Consider the following 16,375-nt stretch of genomic DNA (forward strand, 5'->3'; position numbering starts at 1 on the left):
ACGGGTGAGGGAGCTGCGAGGAAGGTGGATTCCCCAGGTGAGGCCCGGGGGTCCGGGGAGGCCTGGAGGGTCCGGCGGTGCTCGGGACTTCTCGGCCGCAGGGCTCCGTGGGCACCCGCAGCGGAACCCCGGCGGGTGATCCGGGGCCAGGTCGCGGGGAGCCGCCTTGACCGGGCGCGGGGCCACGAGTACCCATCAAGGCGTGAACCGACTCGATGGGCGCGCCCTGCGCGGGCCGCTGCTGCGTGTGCTGTGTGCGGTGATGCTGGCGGCCGGGGCCTCGGCGGCCGGGGCACGGGCCGCGTCCCCGGAGGCCGTGCGGGCGGGGGCTGCCACCGATCCGGCGGTCGCGGCGGTCACCGCCCGAGTGATCCCGGTCCCGGCCTCCGTCCAGCCCGGCGACGGCGCCTTCCGGATCGAGTCCGGCACCCGGATCGAGCTGGCCGCCGGCTCGGGCGCCGCTGGGTCCGATGCCGCCGGCTCGGGCACCGCCGACTCCGCCGCCACCGCGCACGATGTGGCGGACTACGCGGCCGGGCTGCTGCGGCCCGCCACCGGCTACGCGCTGCCGGTCGTCACCGAGGCCGACCCGGCCGGTATCGTGCTGGCACTCGGCGACCCCGACCAGAGCCTGGGCGACGAGGGCTACCAGCTGCGGACCGACGCGGACTCGGTACTGATCAGCGCCAGGACGCCGGCCGGCCTCTTCCACGGCGTCCAGACGCTGCGGCAACTGCTGCCGGCCTCGATCGAGAGCCGCTCCGTGGTGCGGGACACCGCCTGGAGCGTGCCCAGCACGGCCATCCGGGACGTGCCCCGCTACGCCTATCGCGGCGCGATGCTGGATGTGGCCCGGCACTTCTTCACGGTGGCTCAAGTGGAGCGGTACATCGACGAGCTGGCCCTTTACAAGATCAACACGTTGCACCTGCACCTCACCGACGACCAGGGCTGGCGGATCGCGATCAGCTCCTGGCCGCGGCTGGCGAGCTACGGCGGCAGCACCCAGGTCGGCGGCGGACCCGGTGGCTCCTACACCCAGGACGACTACCGGGAGATCGTCCGGTACGCCGCCGCCCGCTTCCTCGATGTCGTACCGGAGATCGACGGCCCCGGGCACACCAACGCCGCCCTCGCCTCCTACCCCGCGCTGAACTGCGACGGCACCGCCCCGGCGCTCTACACCGGCACCGCCGTCGGCTTCAGCTCGCTGTGCGTGCCCGGCCAGAGCACGTACGACTTCCTGGACGACGTCATCGGCGAGGTGGCCGCCCTGACCCCCGGGCCCTACCTGCACATCGGCGGCGACGAGGCCCAGTCCACCGCCCCGGCGGACTACGTCGCCTACGTGGACCGGGCCCAGCAGATCGTCGCCGCCCACGGCAAGACGGCGATCGGCTGGCACCAGATCGGCACCGCCCACCTCGCGCCGGGCACCGTCCTCCAGTACTGGGGCACCGCGGGCAACGAACAGGACGTGGCCGCCGCCGCCCGAGCGGGCGCCCGGGTGATCATGTCCCCGGCCAACCGGACCTACCTCGACATGAAGTACACCGCCACGACCCCGCTGGGAAAGTCGTGGGCCGGCTATGTGGAGGCGAAGACCTCCTACGACTGGGACCCGTCGACTTTCGTGGCGGGCGTGCCGGCGTCGGCGGTCTACGGGGTGGAGGCGCCGCTGTGGACGGAGACGCTCGCCACCAGCGCGGATCTCGACTACATGGCCTTCCCGCGCCTGCCGGGGATCGCCGAACTGGGCTGGTCCCCGGCGGACACGCACGACTGGAACGCCTACCGGGTGCGGCTGGCCGCGCAGGCGCCGCGCTGGGCGGCGCTGGGGATCAGCTACTACCGGTCGCCGCAGGTGGACTGGCCGGCGCAGTGACCGGTGCGGGGTCGGCCGCCGGTGGCGGAGTGGCCGGTGTGGGGTCGGCCGGGGGCGGGACGGGCCTGGGGTCCGGCCCCGCGGCGGCCAGCGGGTTGGGCAGGGTGCCGGCGAACTGGAGCGCCGCGGAGGGGTCGGCGAGGTCCACCATCTGCTGGTTGTCGCGCAGTTGCAGCCGGTTCAGGCAGGACAGCGCGAACTCGGGCGCGAACAGGTCGTGGCGCCGGAACGCCGCCGCCAACTCGGGATGCGCCTGCTGGTAGTCCGTGACGCACGCGCCGACCGTCTGCCAGAAGACGGTTTCGTGCAGGACGTTCCCGGTATGGAGGATCGCGCTGAGGAAGCGCAGGAAGCTGTCGAAGACGTCCGTGAAGACGGCCAGCACCTGCTCGCCCTCCGGTACGGCCGCCCGGATGCGCTCGACCCGCGGCGGCAGCGGCGTCCTGGCGTCCATGACCACGATCTCCTCGGCGATGTCCTTGAACACCACCCGCTCCACGGTCCCGCCGTCCTCGCCGAGCACCAGGATGACGTTCTCCCCGTGCGGCATGTAGGCGAGGTCGTAGGCGAAGAGGCTGTGCAGGACGGGGACGAGATACGCGTCCAGGTAGCCGCGGAGCCACTGCTCGGCGGACCGGCCGGAGCGGGTGATCAGCGCGGCGGCGAACGAGCCGCCGTCGGCGTCCAGATGGAGCAGTGAGGCCATGGTGGCCAGCGACCGCCCCGGCTCCAGATCCGCCACCGGGCTCTCCCGCCACAGCGCGGCCAGCATCTTGCGGTAGGGGGAGCCCGGGGTGGTGGCGGCCTCGAAGGCGGGGTGGTGGTAGCCGATCGCGGCCCGCTCGCGGATGATCGTGAAGCGGGCGGCGGTGAAAGCGGGGTCCGCGGCGATCAGCGCGGCCAGCCAGTCGTTGATCGCCGGTGTCGCCTCCATGTAGGCCGCGGACAGGCCGCGCGTGAAGCCCATGTTGAGGACGGACAGCGCGGTCTTGACGTAATGGCGGCCGGGGCGACTGGCGTTGAAGAAGGTACGGATGGACTGCTGGGCCAGGTAGTCGTCGTCGCCGGAGCCGAGGTGGACCAGGTGCCGCTGGGCGATCTCGGCGGCGAAACTGACGGCGAGTTTGTGCTCCCACTGCCACGGATGGACGGGCAGCAGCAGGTAGTCGGCCGGATCGAGGCCGTGGGCGGTGAGCTGCCCGGAGAACCGCCGGCGGGTGCCTTCGTCGAGCTCGGCCGCGATCAGGGTGTCGTAGTCCAGGCCGCGGCCGGCCGTGAAGGTGGCCAGGTCGCGGCGGGCGGCCAGCCAGGTGAGGCGGACCGGCGCGCCGGCCTCGGGGGCGTAGCGCAGCAGGTCATGGGCACCGAAGCCGAGCCGGCCGGCGTTCGCGACGAAGCACGGGTGGCCTTCGGTCATACCGCTCTCGATGGCCTGGAAGCCGGCGCCGGCCAGCTCCTCGGCGCTGCGGGGACGGCGGTCCTGGGCGGCGTATTTGAAGGCGAGGGCGGCGAGGGTGGCGGTGATCTCCTCCAGGTAGAGGGGGAGGACACGGTCGCTCAGGCCGAGGGCGGCGCGGAACTCGGTGAAGAAGGCGAGGGCGTCGAGGGGGCTGCCGGTGGTGGTGCCGCGGCGGTCGCGGCCGGCGGTGCGGTGGCCGGCGGCGGTGCGGTGGGCGCTGGCGTGGTGGCGGGTGATCGATTCCGGGTCGATGTGCCAGTGGTCGAGGGCGAGGCGGGCGGCGGTGAAGCGGTAGGTGGTGGCGCCGTCGTCGCTGGCCAGGCTGTACGTGCTCTCGGCGCGGGGATCGGCGATGGGGTCGGCGCCGGGGTTGGGGTCGGGGCGGGGGTCGGGGCGGGCGTCCGGGATCGGCTGCAGCAGGCGCTCGTGGGCGAATTCGGCCAGCGCCTTGCGGACCAGGTGGCGGGTGGCCCGCGCCCACAGGGCGGGAGTGAGATGGGCGGTGGCGTCGTCGGGGCTGTCGAGGCCATCGGAGCTCTCGGCGCCGTCGGGATCGCCGGGAACTGCGACGGGCGGGCCGTACGAGGGTGCGGTCGGCGTCATCGGGTGGCCTCGAACTGTTCGCGCGTGCAGATGCTGAGGTAGGCGTCCTTCTCGGGTTTGCTGATCTGCCGGACGATCTCGAAGCCGACGGTTTTGTTGAGGACGTGTACGGCGGCATTGCGGATGTCCGGTTCCACCACGACCCGGCGGGTGGCCGGGTCGCTGAAGAGTTCGGCCATCACGGCGGCGATCACCGCCCGGGTGAAGCCGTGGATCTGCTTCCCGGCGGGCGCCGGTGCCACCAGGAAGTGCATGCCGATGTCGCCGGGCTCGGCGTCGTACAGGCCGTCGAGTTCGACCCGCGCCGGGTCGTACCGCTCCATCAGAAAGGCGGGCGTGCGGTCGTACCGTCCGATGAACGCGTCCTGGTACGGCGCCTGCGCGATGTCCGCGTACGCGCGTTCGACATCCAGCACCCCGGCGTCGCCCATCAGCCAGAAGCCGGCCTTGGGATGCGTGACCCAGGGATGCAGCAGGGGCGCGTCGGAGACCGGGTCGACCGGGCGGAAGGAGAAACGGGCGGGGTCGAGCGGGCTGAAGGCGCCGGGTCGGCCGGCGGGCGCGGTCATGCGGTGAACTCCTGGTAGGCGATGGCCGTCTCCACCCGGTAGGGCTCACGGCCGAGCAGGTGGCGGATGATGCGGGAGTTGCGGTAGGCGGCCATGCCCAGGTCGGGTGTGGCGAAGCCGTGTGTGTGCAACTCCGCGTTCTGGACGTAGATGCCCTGCCCGGTCACATCGACGGCGTAGTCACGGCTCACGTCGTAGCGGCCCTGCTCGTCCCAGCGGATCCGGTCCCGGACCGGGGTGAGGAAGTCCGGCACCTGGTAGCGGTAACCGGTCGCTAGCACCAGACCCTCGGTGCTCACAGTGTGCTCCCGGCCCTGCTCGCGTTGGCGAAGGCCCAGCGTGTAGACGCCGGTACCCGTCGAGTCGTCCCAACTGGCCTGGTGCAGCTCGGTGTTGGTCAGCAGCCGGGTGGGCACCTTGCCGCGGCGGTTCTTGACGTAGAGCAGGTCGAAGATGTCGTTGATCAACTCGGCGTTGATCCCCTTGTAGAGATTCTTCTGCGAGACGTTCAGCGTGTCGCGGACCGGGCCCGGCAGGCCGTGGAAGTAGTCGACGTACTCCGGTGAGGTCATCTCCAGGGTGAGCTTGGTGTATTCGAGCGGGAAGAAACGCGGCGAGCGGGTCACCCAGGTCAGCTCGTAGCCGCGGGTGTCGATGTCCTGGAGCAGGTCGTGGTAGATCTCGGCGGCGCTCTGGCCGCTGCCCACGACGGTGATGCTGCGCTTGGCCTGGAGGCCTTCCTTCGCCGCCAGATAACGGGAGTTGTGCACCGCGTCGCCACCGAGCCCCTCGCAGGCGGCAGGCCAGTGGGGCGGGGTCCCGGTGCCCAGGACGAGCCGCGGGGCCCGGTACGTCTCCCCGTTCGCGGTGGCGACCACATAGCGCCCGTCCCGCCCGTCCCGCTCGTCCCCCTCGTCGTAGCGGACCTCGGTCACGGTGCGCCCGAATCGGATCCCGGGGATGCGGGCGGCGGCCCAGCGGCAGTAGTCGTTGAACTCCTCCCGCAGCGGATAGAAGCTCTCCCGGATGTAGAAGGAGTAGAGCCGGCCGGACTCCTTGAGGTAGTTGAGGAAGCTGAACGGGGAGGTCGGGTCGGCGAGGGTCACCAGGTCGGACAGGAAGGGCGTCTGCAGGGTGCTGCCCTCCAGGAACATGCCGGAGTGCCAGTCGAAGTCCGGCTTGCTCTCCAGGAACACACCGTTCAGCCCGTCGATCGGCTCGGTCAGGCAGGCGAGCCCCAGATTGAACGGGCCGAGGCCGATCGCGATGAAATCGGCTGACTGCGGGGTGGGGGGCTGCCGGGGCGCGGGTCGGAGGGTGGCGTGCCGGGGTGTGCCTGGTTCGGGCGCGGCGGGCCCGCGGCCGGTGCCGGCTGCCGGGGGCGTGTCAGGCGTGGACAAGCGTCTCTCCCAGGTGCAGGTACTCTTCCGCGTGCCCGGCGAGCAGATCGAGCACGGCGCTGATGTCGTCGGTGGTGGTCCGCGGGTTGAGCAGGGTGAACTTCAGGTAGTGGCTGCCGCGTACCGTCGTGCCCGCGACGACGGCCCGGCCGGAGGCGAACAGCGCCTTGCGGGCATGCAGGTTGGCCCGGCCGATCTCCGCGGGGCCGGTGGCGGTGGACGGAATCCAGCGGAAGACCAGGGTGGAGAGCGCCGGCCGGGTGACGACCTCGAAGCGCGGGTCGCCGTCCAGCAGTTTCCAGCCCTGCTCCGCCAGGTCCAGGAGTTCGTCGAACAACTCGCCGATCCCGTCGGCGCCCATCACCCGGAGCGTCATCCACAGCTTGAGCGCGTCGAAACGGCGGGTCGTCTGCAGCGACTTGTCCACCTGGTTGGGGATGCGCTCGGTGACCGCGCGCCGTGGGTTCAGATACTCGGAGTGGTACGTGGCATGCCGCAGCGTGGTCCGGTCGCGCACCAGGACCGCGCTCGAACTCACCGGCTGGAAGAAGGACTTGTGGTAGTCGACGGTCACCGAGTCGGCGTGCTCGATACCGTCCAGCAGCCCGCGGCGGGTGCGGGAGGCCAGCAGCCCGCAGCCGTACGCGGCGTCCACGTGCAGCCAGACCCGGTGGCGGGCGGTGAGCCGGGCGATCTCGGGCAGCGGGTCGATCGAGCCGAAATCGGTGGTGCCGGCGGTGGCCACCACGGCCATCGCAGTGAGGCCCTCGCGCCCGCACCGCTCCAACTCGCCCGCCAGCGCCCTCGTTTGCATCCGCTTGTCCTGGTCGCAGGGCACAGTGAGCACCGCCTCGGAGGGCAGCCCCAGCAGCTTGGCGGACTTCGCCACGCTGAAGTGGCCGCACTCCGAGGTGAGGATGCGCAGACCCGCCGGGTCGGCGCCGCGACTGAGGGCTTCTTCGCGGGCCAGCAGCAGCGCCTGGAGGTTGGACTGGGTGCCGCCGCTGGTGAAGACCCCGTCGGCCGCCGGGCCGAGGCCGATCCGTGCCGCTGTCCAGTCGATGAGCCGACGCTCGATCAAGGTGGCGCCGGCGCTCTGGTCCCAGGTGTCCAGCGAGGAGTTGACCGCGCTGAGCACGGCCTCGGCGGTGACCGCCGGGATGGCCACCGGGCAGTTGAGGTGGGCGAGATAGCGGGGATGGTGGAAGTAGACGGCGTCACGCAGGTAGACGGATTCGAGCTCCTCCAGAGCGGCGGCGGTGTCGCCGAGCGGGCGGTCCAGATCGACCGCGTCGACCCGCGGGGCGAGCGCGTCGGGGGTGATCCCGGTGAACGGCCGGTCGGTCGCGGCGAGGCGGGCCGCCACCCGCTCGACTCCGAGGGCGATGCAGCGGCGGTAATGGTCCGTCGTGGCGTCGTTGAGCAGGTGCGAGCGCATGGGCAGACCTCTCGTTCGTCGGTTGAGTTAGGTTAGCCTAACCTAACTTTCCGTCGCAACGATCCCGCGCGCCCTACCCTCTCCCTTGGTCCGCGCCCTCAGCCCACCAGCCCCAACTCCCGTGCGATCAGCATCCGCTGCACCTCGCTGGTGCCCTCCCCGATCTCCAGGATCTTCGAATCCCGCCACATCCGGGCCACCGGGTACTCGTTCATGAATCCGTACCCGCCATGGATCTGGGTCGCCTCCCGGGCATTGGTCACCGCGACCTCCGAGGAGTAGAGCTTGGCCAGCGCCGCCTCCTTCTTGAACGGCTCCCCGTGCACCAGCCGCGCCGCCGCGTCCCGCCAGGCCAGCCGAGCGGTGTGGGCGCGCATCTCCATGTCCGCGATCTTGAACTGGATCGCCTGGTTGGCCCCGATCGGCCGGCCGAACGCCTGCCGGCTCTGCGCGTACGTCAGCGACTCGTCCACGCACCCCTGCGCCAGCCCGGTCGCCAGCGCCGAGATCGCCACCCGCCCCTCGTCCAGGATCCGCAGGAACTGGGCGTAGCCCCGGCCCTCCTCACCCAGCAGATTCGCGGCCGGCACCCGGCAGTCGTCGAAGGAGAGCTCCCGGGTGTCGGAAGCGTTCCAACCGACCTTGCTGTACTTCTTCGACAGCGTGAACCCGGGCGTCCCCGAGGGCACGATGATCGACGAGATCCGCGGCTTGCCGTCCTCCTTGCGGCCCGTCACCGCCGTCACGGTGACCAGCCCGGTGATGTCCGTCCCGGAGTTGGTGATGAAGCACTTGGTGCCGTTGATCACCCACTCGCCGCTCGCCTCGTCCAGCCGCGCGGTGGTCCGGGTGCCGCCCGCGTCCGAACCGCACTCGGGCTCGGTCAATCCGAACGCGCCCAGCATCTCGCCCGAGCACAACTTCGGCAGCCAGGTCCGCTTCTGCTCCTCGGTGCCGAACCGGAACACCGGCATCGCGCCCAGCGACACCCCCGCCTCCAGCGTGATCGCCACCGACGAGTCCACCCGGGCCAACTCCTCCAGCGCCAGCCCCAGCGCGAAGTAGTCACCGCCCATCCCGCCGTACTCCTCCGGGAACGGCAGCCCGAACAGGCCCATCCGCCCCATCTCCCGCACGATCTCGTACGGGAACTCTCCCTGCTCGTAGAACTCCCCGATCTTCGGGGCGATCACATCCCGGGCGAACTTCGCGACAGTGGCACGCAGGTGCTCGTGCTCATCGGACAGCCGGTGGTCGATAGACATGGCTACTGCTCCTGGTGAGTCAGGGCGCGGACGGTACGGGACGGGCTGGGCCGTCCCAACTGCTCCGCCATCCACACGCTTGTGGCGCTGAGGCGGCCGAGATCGACCCCGGTGCGGATGCCGAGCCCTTGCAGCATCCAGACGAGGTCTTCGGTGGCGAGATTTCCGGTGGCGCTCTTGGCGTACGGGCAGCCCCCGAGGCCGCCGGCCGATGCGTCCACCACCGTGACGCCCCGCCGCAGCGCGGCCAGCGTGTTGGACAGGGCCTGGCCGTAGGTGTCGTGGAAGTGCACGGCGAGATGCGCGACGGGGACGCCGCCTCCGAGGGCGGCGCCGGTCAGTTCGTCCAGCAGGGCGGTGACGTGGCCGGGCGTGGCCACTCCGATCGTGTCGCCCAGGCTCAACTCGGTGCAGCCCAGCTCGTACAGCCGCCGCGCCACCCCGGCGACCTGAGCCACCGGCACCGGGCCCTCCCAGGGATCGCCGAAGCACATGGACAGATAGCCGCGCACCCGGGCCCCCGCTGCCCTGGCTCTGGCCACCACCGGCTCGAACATCGCCAGCGACTCGTCCACCGTCCGGTTGAGATTGGCCCGGGCGAAACTCTCGGTGGCACTGCCGAACACGGCGATCTCCCGGACGCCCAGCTCCAGCGCCCGCTCCAGACCCCGTTCGTTGGGCACCAGCACCGGCAGCCGGAGGTCGGGCTCCCGGTCGGCCAGATCCGCCAGCAGCGGCATCAGCTCACCCGCGTCCGCCAGCTGCGGCACCCACTTCGGGTGGACGAAACTGGTCGCCTCGATCGTGCTCAGCCCGGCGGCGGCCAGCCGGTGGATGAACTCCGCCTTCACCCCCGTCGGCACCGTCGTCTTCTCGTTCTGCAACCCGTCCCGGGCGCCGACCTCGTGGATGCGGATCTCCGGCGGCAGGCCGTCCAACGGCACGGCCATCGGCAGCCCCGCGGGCAGGGTGCCGGCGGTGGAGGCGGGTGCGGTGGAGGCCGGCGCCGTGAAGGCCGGCGATGTGGAGGCGAGGGCCGCCGGGTCCGGGGTGCCGGCGGGGGCGGCCCCGGCGGCGGCGGGGCTGCCGGGGCTGCCGTTGCTCGGCGGGGTGAGCGGGGTGCTCGTCATGACGCCTCCCCGCCGCCCGCGGCGGCCGCTGCCCCGCTCGGTGTCACCACGGCCAGTATCTGGTCCATGGCCACCGTCGTCCCGGCGGTGACATCGATCTCCTCGACCGTCCCGTCGTGCGGGGCGGTGATCACGTGCTCCATCTTCATGGCCTCCACCACCAGCAGGCTCTGCCCGGCCGTCACTTCGTCGCCCTTGGCGACCTTCACCACCGTGACCGTGCCGGGCATCGGGGCGGTCAGCGCGCCACCCGCGGCGCCGGCCGCGCCACCGCGCAGCGCCGCCGCCACCGGGTCGTAGTCCTGCACCCGCCAGCTGTCACCGTCCCGGCCCAGCCACTCGCCGGCCTGCTGGAATGCGGTCACCGTGCCTTCGCGGTGCAGCAGCACCCGCTCCCCGTCGACGGCGAGCCGCACCTCCACCGCCGGGCCGGCGCCGACCCGCACCAGCCCGTCCCTGACGTGGACCGTCACCGGTTCGTGCGCCGGGATCCGCAGATGGTGCGCGGTCCAGGCCGCCTCCCCGCCGAGCCGCCAACCGCTCGGCACCGAGAACGGATCGGTCCAGCCGCCCACGCCCGGCGCCGGGGCCAGCGCCCGCTGCCGCAGCAGCGCGGCGGCCTCGTACACCTCGTCCGGTACCCGGTCCGGTACCAGGGCCGCCGCGTCCCGGTCGATCAGTCCGGTGTCCAGCTCACCGGCCACCACCGCCGGATGAGCCAGCAGGCGCCGCAGAAAACCGGTGTTGGTGTCCAGCCCCAGCACCACGGTGTCCGCCAGCGCCGCCCGCAGCCGGCGCAGCGCCGTCGCCCGGTCCGGGCCGTAGGCGATCACCTTGGCCAGCATCGGGTCGTAGGCGGTCCCGACCTCGGTGCCGAGCGCCAGCCCGGAGTCGACCCGGATCCCCGGGCCGGCCGGCTCGCGCAGTCTCAGCACGGTCCCGGCCGACGGCAGGAAGTCCACCCGCCCGTCCGCCGGCCGCGCCGTCTCCGCGCAGATCCGGGCCTCGATGGCGTGCCCGGTCAGCGCGACGTCCGGCTGGCCGAAGTCCAGCCGCTCCCCGCAGGCCACCCGCAGCTGCCAGGCCACCAGGTCCAGGCCGGTGACAAGTTCGGTCACCGGGTGCTCCACCTGCAGCCGGGTGTTCATCTCCATGAAGAAGTAGGCGCCCGGATCGTCGCCCGGCACGATGAACTCCACCGTGCCCGCGCCGGTGTACCCGCAGGAGCGCGCCGCCTGTACCGCCGCCTCACCCATCGCCGCCCTGGTCGCCGGGTCCAGCAGGACCGAGGGCGCCTCCTCGATGACCTTCTGGTGGCGCCGCTGCAGCGAGCACTCGCGCTCCCCGAGATGCACCACCCCGCCGTGGCCGTCGGCGAGGATCTGGATCTCGATGTGCCGGGGGCGATCCACCCACCGCTCGACCAGCAGCGTGTCGTCGCCGAACGAGCCGCGCGCCTCCCGCCTGGCCGCCGCGATCTCCTCGGCCAGCAGCCCGGCGTCGCGCACCAGCCGCATGCCCTTGCCGCCGCCGCCCGCCGACGGCTTGAGCAGCACCGGCATCCCGGTCTCCCGGGCCGCCTCGGCCAGCTCGGCGTCGGTCAGGCCGCTGCCGCTGCTGCCGGGCACCACCGGCACCCCGGCGGCCCGTACCGTCGCCTTGGCCCGGATCTTGTCGCCCATCAGCTCGATCGCCTCGGCCGGCGGACCGATGAAGACCAGCCCGGCCTCCGTACAGGCGCGGGCGAAACCCGCGTTCTCGGCGAGGAAGCCGTAGCCGGGATGGACGGCCTGCGCCCCGGCGACGGCGGCGGCTCGCACCTGCTCGGCGGCCGAGAGGTAACTGCTCACCCGGACGGCTGTGTCGGCCTCCCGGACATGGCGGGCGTCGGAGTCCGCGTCGGTGAAGACGGCCGCCGACCGGACTCCCGACTCGCGCAGGGTGCGCATCACGCGGACCGCGATCTCACCCCGGTTGGCGACGAGCACCGTGTCGAACATGGGGCGAACAGGGGCAGCGGGCACGGACCTGGCGTTCACGGGAGTGGCTTTCGTCGGCATGGTGTTCGCGGCGGGCGTCGCGGAGTTCGTCATGGCGCTCACATCCGGAAGACGCCGTAGCCCGGCGCGGTCGGATCGGCGGTCGGCAGCGGGGCGTTGGCGCAGGCGGTCAGTGCCAGACCCAGCACCGTGCGGGTCTCCAGCGGGTCGATCACTCCGTCGTCCCACAGACGGGCGGTGGCGTAGTAGGCGTTGCCCTGTGCCTCGTACTGCTCGCGGATCGGGGCCTTGAACTCCTCCTCGGCCTGTTCGGTCCACTTCTCCCCGGCCGCCGCCAACTGGTCCCGCTTGACGGTGGCCAGCACGGAGGCGGCCTGCTCCCCGCCCATTACGGAGATCTTGGCGTTGGGCCACATCCACAGGAACCGGGGGCTGTAGGCCCGGCCGCACATCGAGTAGTTCCCGGCGCCGTAGGAGCCGCCGATCACCACCGTCAGCTTCGGCACCCGGGCGCAGGCGACCGCGGTGACCATCTTCGCGCCGTGCTTGGCGATGCCCCCCGCCTCGTACTGCCGGCCCACCATGAAGCCCGAGATGTTCTGCAGGAAGAGCAGCGGGATGCCGCGCTGGTCGCACAGCTCGATGAAGTGCGCGCCCTTGAGGGCCGATTCGGCGAACAGGATGCCGTTGTTGGCGACGATCCCCACCGGGTGCCCCTGCAGATGGGCGAATCCGGTGACCAGCGTGGCGCCGTACTCCGCCTTGAACTCCGCGAACCGGCTGCCGTCCACCAGCCGGGCGATCACTTCCCGCACGTCGTAGGGCGTACGGGAATCCACCGGGACCGCCCCGTACAGCCCCGCCGGGTCGACGGCCGGCGGCTCCGCGGGCCGCACCGTCCAGGGCGGACCTTCACGGGCGGGCAGGGTCGCCACAATGTCGCGGACGATGCTCAGCGCGTGCGCGTCGTCCTCCGCCAGATGATCGGTGACGCCCGAGATGCGCGCGTGCACCTCCCCGCCGCCGAGTTCCTCGGCCGTGACCACCTCACCGGTGGCGGCCTTCACCAGTGGCGGCCCGCCGAGGAAGATCGTGCCCTGGTTCCGGACGATCACCGCCTCGTCGCTCATCGCCGGGACGTAGGCGCCGCCCGCCGTGCACGAGCCCATGACCGCGGCGATCTGCGGGATGCCCCGGGCGGACATGCTGGCCTGGTTGAAGAAGATCCGGCCGAAGTGGTCGCGGTCGGGGAAGACCTCGTCCTGCCGGGGCAGGAAGGCGCCCCCGGAATCGACCAGGTAGACGCAGGGCAGCCGGTTGTCGAGGGCCACCTCCTGGGCGCGCAGATGCTTCTTCACGGTCATCGGGTAATAGGTGCCGCCCTTGACGGTCGCGTCGTTGGCGACCACGACCACCTCCCGCCCGGAGACGCGCCCGATGCCCGCGATCACTCCCGCGGCCGGTGCCTGCCCGTCGTACATGCCCTCGGCGGCGAGCGGGGCCAGCTCCAGGAAGGGCGAACCGGGGTCGAGCAGCCCGTCCACCCGGTCGCGGGGGAGCAGCTTGCCGCGCGCGGTGTGCCGGGCCCGCGCCTTCTCGCCGCCGCCGAGGCGCGCGATGACCAGCTTGTCGCGCAGCGTGGCGCTGAGCGCGGCATGTGCCTCTGTATTGGCGCGGTACGCCTCCGACGCCGGATCGGCGGCGCTGGACAGGGCGGGTGCTGCCATGATTCGGCCCCCCGGATGTTAGCGAGCGTTAACCTGATGGATCTACGTTAACGCTCGCTAACCGGATTGTCTAGACTCAATTCCATGAACCCGACGAAGACGGCAGAGAACCGCCGTGAGCAGATCCTTCGCGAGGCGGCCCGGCTCTTCGCCGAGCGCGGCTTCCACGGTGTCGGTGTGGACGAGATAGGCGCCGCGGTCGGCATCAGCGGCCCCGGCCTGTACCGGCACTTCGCGGGCAAGGACGCGATGCTCGCCGAGTTGCTGATCGGGATCAGCGACCGGCTGCTGACGGCCGGCCGGATGCGGGTCGCCGAGACCGCCGACGCCGGACAGGCGCTCGACGCGCTGATCCGCGGCCACATCGATTTCGCCATCGACGACCGGCCGCTGATCACCTTGCACGACCGGGAACTCGACCGGCTGCGCGACGCCGACCGCAAGCTTGTCCGCCAGCTCCAGCGGCAGTACGTGGAGGAATGGGTCGCGGTGGTGCGGCGGGTGTACCCGCAGGCGACCGAACTGGAGGTGCGCGCGGCCGTGCACGCCGTCTTCGGCCTGCTCAACTCCACCCCGCACTTGGGGGCCCAGGCCGGGCTGCCGGATCGTTCCGCCATGGCGGCGCTGCTGCACCGGCTGGCGCTCAGCGCCCTGGCGGCCCTGGACGGCGGTCCCGCCGGTCCCCCCGGTCGGCCGGCCGCCCGCCGGGGGACCGCTCTGGACAGCGATAAGGACCGACCGGTAACTTACTGAGCGCTTGCTTATTTGTTGGTTTGACGATCGGCCGCCCCTCGGGCAGCGGCCGGGACCGCTGGTCGATGGGAGGCGCGCTGTGCGTCGTACGGTGTTCAACGAGGACCACGAGGCGTTCCGCGAGACGATCCGGGCCTTCATCGAGGCCGAGGTCGTCCCCGTCTACGGCGAGTGGCTGGCCGCGGGCCAGGTCCCCCGCGAGTTCTACTACAAGCTCGGCGAGCTGGGCGTCTTCGGTATCGAGGTTCCGGAGGAGTACGGCGGCGCCGGCCAGCACAGCTTCAAATTCCAGTCCGTCATCAGCGAGGAATGCGCCCGCGCCGGCGTCAGCTTCGGCGGCAGCAGCGTCCACGTCGGCCTGTGCCTGCCCTACGTCGTCGCGTATGCCACCGAGGAGCAGAAGAAGCGCTGGCTGCCCGGCTTCGCCAGCGGCGAGATCATGTTCGCCATCGCCATGACCGAGCCCGGCACCGGCTCCGACCTGGCCGGCATGAAGACCACCGCCAAGCTCTCCGCCGACGGCACCCACTACCTGCTCAACGGCGCCAAGACCTTCATCACCGGCGGCGTCCACGCCGACCGCGTCATCGTCTGCGCCCGCACCGCTCCGCTCACCGCCGAGGACCGCCGGGCCGGCATCTCGCTGTTCGTCGTCGACACCAAGTCCGAGGGCTACGCGGTCGGCCGCAAGCTCGACAAGCTGGGCCTGAAGGCCTCCGACACGGCGGAGCTCTCCTTCTCCGACGTGCGGGTGCCGGTCGAGGACCTGCTCGGCGAGGAGGGCAAGGGCTTCTCCTACCTCGGCCAGAACCTGCCGCAGGAACGGCTCGGCATAGCCATCGGCGCCTACGCCCAGGCAGCTGCGGCGATCCGCTTCGCCCAGAACTACGTCCTGGACCGCACCGTCTTCGGCAAGACCGTCGCCTCCTTCCAGAACACCAAGTTCGAACTGGCCGCCTGCAAGGCCGAGGTCGACGCCGCCGAAGCCGTCGTCGACCGTGCCCTGGAGGCCCACGACAAGCGTGAGCTGTCCGCCGCCGACGCCGCCTCCGCCAAGCTCTTCTGCACCGAGGTCGCCGCCCGCGTCATCGACCGCTGCCTGCAACTGCACGGCGGCTACGGCTACATGAACGAGTACCCCATCGCCCGCCTGTACGCCGACAACCGCGTCAACCGCATCTACGGCGGCACCAGCGAGGTCATGAAGTCGATCATCGCCAAGTCGATGGGCCTGTGAGCGACGCCGACCGGCCGCTCGGCGACGGACCTGCCCCCGCTCGAGTCCCTGCTCGATCTGCTCGACCTGGAGCGGATCGAGCAGGACATCTTCCGCGGCGTCAGCCGCTCCGCGGTCGTCCCCCGGGTCTTCGGCGGCCAGGTCGCGGCGCAGGCCCTGGTCGCCGCGGGCCGCACCGTACCGGAGGAACGCGGCGCGCACTCCCTGCACGCCTACTTCCTGCGGCCGGGCGACCCCGGCGCGCCGATCGTCTACCAGGTCGACCGCATCCGCGACGGCCGCTCCTTCACCACCCGGCGAGTGGTGGCCGTCCAGCACGGCCTGCCGATCTTCCACCTCTCCGCGTCCTTCCAGATCCACGAGGACGGCCTGGAACACCAGGAGCCGATGCCGTCCGCGCCCGACCCCGAGACCCTGCCGACTGCCGAGGAACTCCTGCCCGCGCACGCCGACAAGTTCCCCGACCTCACGGTGGTGGACCGGTTGCTGGAGGCCCGCGCCGCCGTTGACCTGCGCTACGTGGAAGCCCCGCCGTTCCTCACCGCCGGCGTCGCCCGCGAGCCCCGTTCCCAGGTCTGGTTCCGCACCCGCGGCAAGCTCGCCGAGGATCCGCTGCTGCACGTCTGCCTGGCCACCTATGTCTCGGACATGACCCTGCTCGACTCGGTACTGCTCGCCCACGGCCGCGGCGGGTGGGCCGTCGGCGACGTGGTCGGCGCCAGCCTGGACCACGCCATGTGGTTCCACCGGCCGTTCCGGGCCGACGAGTGGCTGCTCTACGACCAGCAGAGCCCGTCCGCCTCGGGCGGGCGCGGTCTGGGCACCGCCCGCATCTACACCCAGGACGGGCGGCTCGCTGTGTCGGTGATCCAGGAGGGCCTGGTCCGCGTGCCGCGCCGCTGACGGGGA

At 71.8% G+C, this 16,375-nt stretch carries 12 protein-coding genes; 4 read left to right on the top strand and 8 right to left on the bottom strand.

Annotation, left to right across the window (positions count from 1 at the left end):
• Positions 1-262 precede the first annotated feature (262 nt).
• The gene (locus GA0115240_RS22670) at positions 263-1,885 is read left to right on the top strand and encodes a beta-N-acetylhexosaminidase (RefSeq protein ID WP_093739136.1); all 1,623 of its coding nucleotides are present in this window, start codon (positions 263-265) and stop codon (positions 1,883-1,885) included.
• Here the strand turns inward: GA0115240_RS22670 and GA0115240_RS22675 are convergent.
• From GA0115240_RS22675 to GA0115240_RS22710, 8 genes are all read right to left on the bottom strand, one after another.
• The gene (locus GA0115240_RS22675) at positions 1,842-3,947 is read right to left on the bottom strand and encodes an IucA/IucC family protein (RefSeq protein WP_093739072.1); all 2,106 of its coding nucleotides are present in this window, start codon (positions 3,945-3,947) and stop codon (positions 1,842-1,844) included. The genes GA0115240_RS22670 and GA0115240_RS22675 overlap by 44 nt on opposite strands.
• Entirely contained in the window at positions 3,944-4,516 is a 573-nt protein-coding gene (locus GA0115240_RS22680; RefSeq protein ID WP_093739074.1) for a GNAT family N-acetyltransferase, read from the bottom strand. Before GA0115240_RS22680 ends, GA0115240_RS22675 begins: the two co-directional genes overlap by 4 nt.
• Positions 4,513-5,784: a lysine N(6)-hydroxylase/L-ornithine N(5)-oxygenase family protein gene (locus GA0115240_RS22685; RefSeq protein ID WP_093739138.1), complete on the bottom strand. Its 1,272-nt coding sequence runs from the start codon at positions 5,782-5,784 to the stop codon at positions 4,513-4,515. Before GA0115240_RS22685 ends, GA0115240_RS22680 begins: the two co-directional genes overlap by 4 nt.
• A 118-nt stretch (positions 5,785-5,902) precedes the next feature.
• Positions 5,903-7,354, bottom strand: a complete 1,452-nt coding sequence (locus GA0115240_RS22690; protein ID WP_093739076.1) for a pyridoxal phosphate-dependent decarboxylase family protein — start codon at positions 7,352-7,354, stop codon at positions 5,903-5,905.
• A gap of 98 nt (positions 7,355-7,452) precedes the next feature.
• A complete protein-coding gene (locus GA0115240_RS22695; protein WP_176725144.1) occupies positions 7,453-8,619 on the bottom strand; it encodes an acyl-CoA dehydrogenase family protein in 1,167 nt (388 codons plus the stop codon).
• A gap of 2 nt (positions 8,620-8,621) precedes the next feature.
• Positions 8,622-9,569 (bottom strand): hydroxymethylglutaryl-CoA lyase, encoded by a 948-nt coding sequence (locus tag GA0115240_RS22700; protein ID WP_093739142.1) that lies wholly within the window; start codon positions 9,567-9,569, stop codon positions 8,622-8,624.
• 176 nt (positions 9,570-9,745) lie between these two features.
• Positions 9,746-11,749, bottom strand: coding sequence for an ATP-binding protein (locus GA0115240_RS22705; RefSeq protein WP_093739078.1), 2,004 nt, complete (start codon positions 11,747-11,749; stop codon positions 9,746-9,748).
• Between the two features lie 98 nt (positions 11,750-11,847).
• Positions 11,848-13,476, bottom strand: coding sequence for a carboxyl transferase domain-containing protein (locus GA0115240_RS22710; protein ID WP_176725146.1), 1,629 nt, complete (start codon positions 13,474-13,476; stop codon positions 11,848-11,850).
• Positions 13,477-13,560: 84 nt separating this feature from the next.
• Here GA0115240_RS22710 and GA0115240_RS22715 point away from each other — a divergent pair, with 84 nt between their 5' ends.
• The 3 genes from GA0115240_RS22715 to tesB all read left to right on the top strand — a co-directional run bounded on the left by GA0115240_RS22715 (position 13,561) and on the right by tesB (position 16,369).
• A complete protein-coding gene (locus GA0115240_RS22715; RefSeq protein WP_093739082.1) occupies positions 13,561-14,229 on the top strand; it encodes an SACE_7040 family transcriptional regulator in 669 nt (222 codons plus the stop codon).
• A 79-nt stretch (positions 14,230-14,308) separates the two neighbouring features.
• Positions 14,309-15,466, top strand: coding sequence for an acyl-CoA dehydrogenase family protein (locus GA0115240_RS22720; protein ID WP_093739084.1), 1,158 nt, complete (start codon positions 14,309-14,311; stop codon positions 15,464-15,466).
• 30 nt (positions 15,467-15,496) lie between these two features.
• Entirely contained in the window at positions 15,497-16,369 is an 873-nt protein-coding gene (tesB, locus tag GA0115240_RS22725) for an acyl-CoA thioesterase II (protein WP_093739086.1), read from the top strand.
• Positions 16,370-16,375 lie beyond the last annotated feature (6 nt).

The sequence above is a fragment of the Streptomyces sp. DvalAA-14 genome, assembly GCF_900091855.1.
Classification (GTDB): domain Bacteria; phylum Actinomycetota; class Actinomycetes; order Streptomycetales; family Streptomycetaceae; genus Actinacidiphila.

Excerpts from the sequence above, each read along its gene's own strand:
- GA0115240_RS22670 (WP_093739136.1), top strand. The coding sequence starts at position 263 with ATGCTGGCGGCCGGGGCCTCGGCGGCCGGGGCACGGGCCGCGTCCCCG.
- GA0115240_RS22675 (WP_093739072.1), bottom strand. The coding sequence starts at position 3,947 with ATGACGCCGACCGCACCCTCGTACGGCCCGCCCGTCGCAGTTCCCGGC.
- GA0115240_RS22680 (WP_093739074.1), bottom strand. The coding sequence starts at position 4,516 with ATGACCGCGCCCGCCGGCCGACCCGGCGCCTTCAGCCCGCTCGACCCC.
- GA0115240_RS22690 (WP_093739076.1), bottom strand. The coding sequence starts at position 7,354 with ATGCGCTCGCACCTGCTCAACGACGCCACGACGGACCATTACCGCCGC.
- GA0115240_RS22695 (WP_176725144.1), bottom strand. The coding sequence starts at position 8,619 with ATGTCTATCGACCACCGGCTGTCCGATGAGCACGAGCACCTGCGTGCC.
- GA0115240_RS22700 (WP_093739142.1), bottom strand. The coding sequence starts at position 9,569 with ATGGCCGTGCCGTTGGACGGCCTGCCGCCGGAGATCCGCATCCACGAG.
- GA0115240_RS22705 (WP_093739078.1), bottom strand. The coding sequence starts at position 11,749 with ATGTTCGACACGGTGCTCGTCGCCAACCGGGGTGAGATCGCGGTCCGC.
- GA0115240_RS22710 (WP_176725146.1), bottom strand. The coding sequence starts at position 13,476 with ATGGCAGCACCCGCCCTGTCCAGCGCCGCCGATCCGGCGTCGGAGGCG.
- GA0115240_RS22715 (WP_093739082.1), top strand. The coding sequence starts at position 13,561 with ATGAACCCGACGAAGACGGCAGAGAACCGCCGTGAGCAGATCCTTCGC.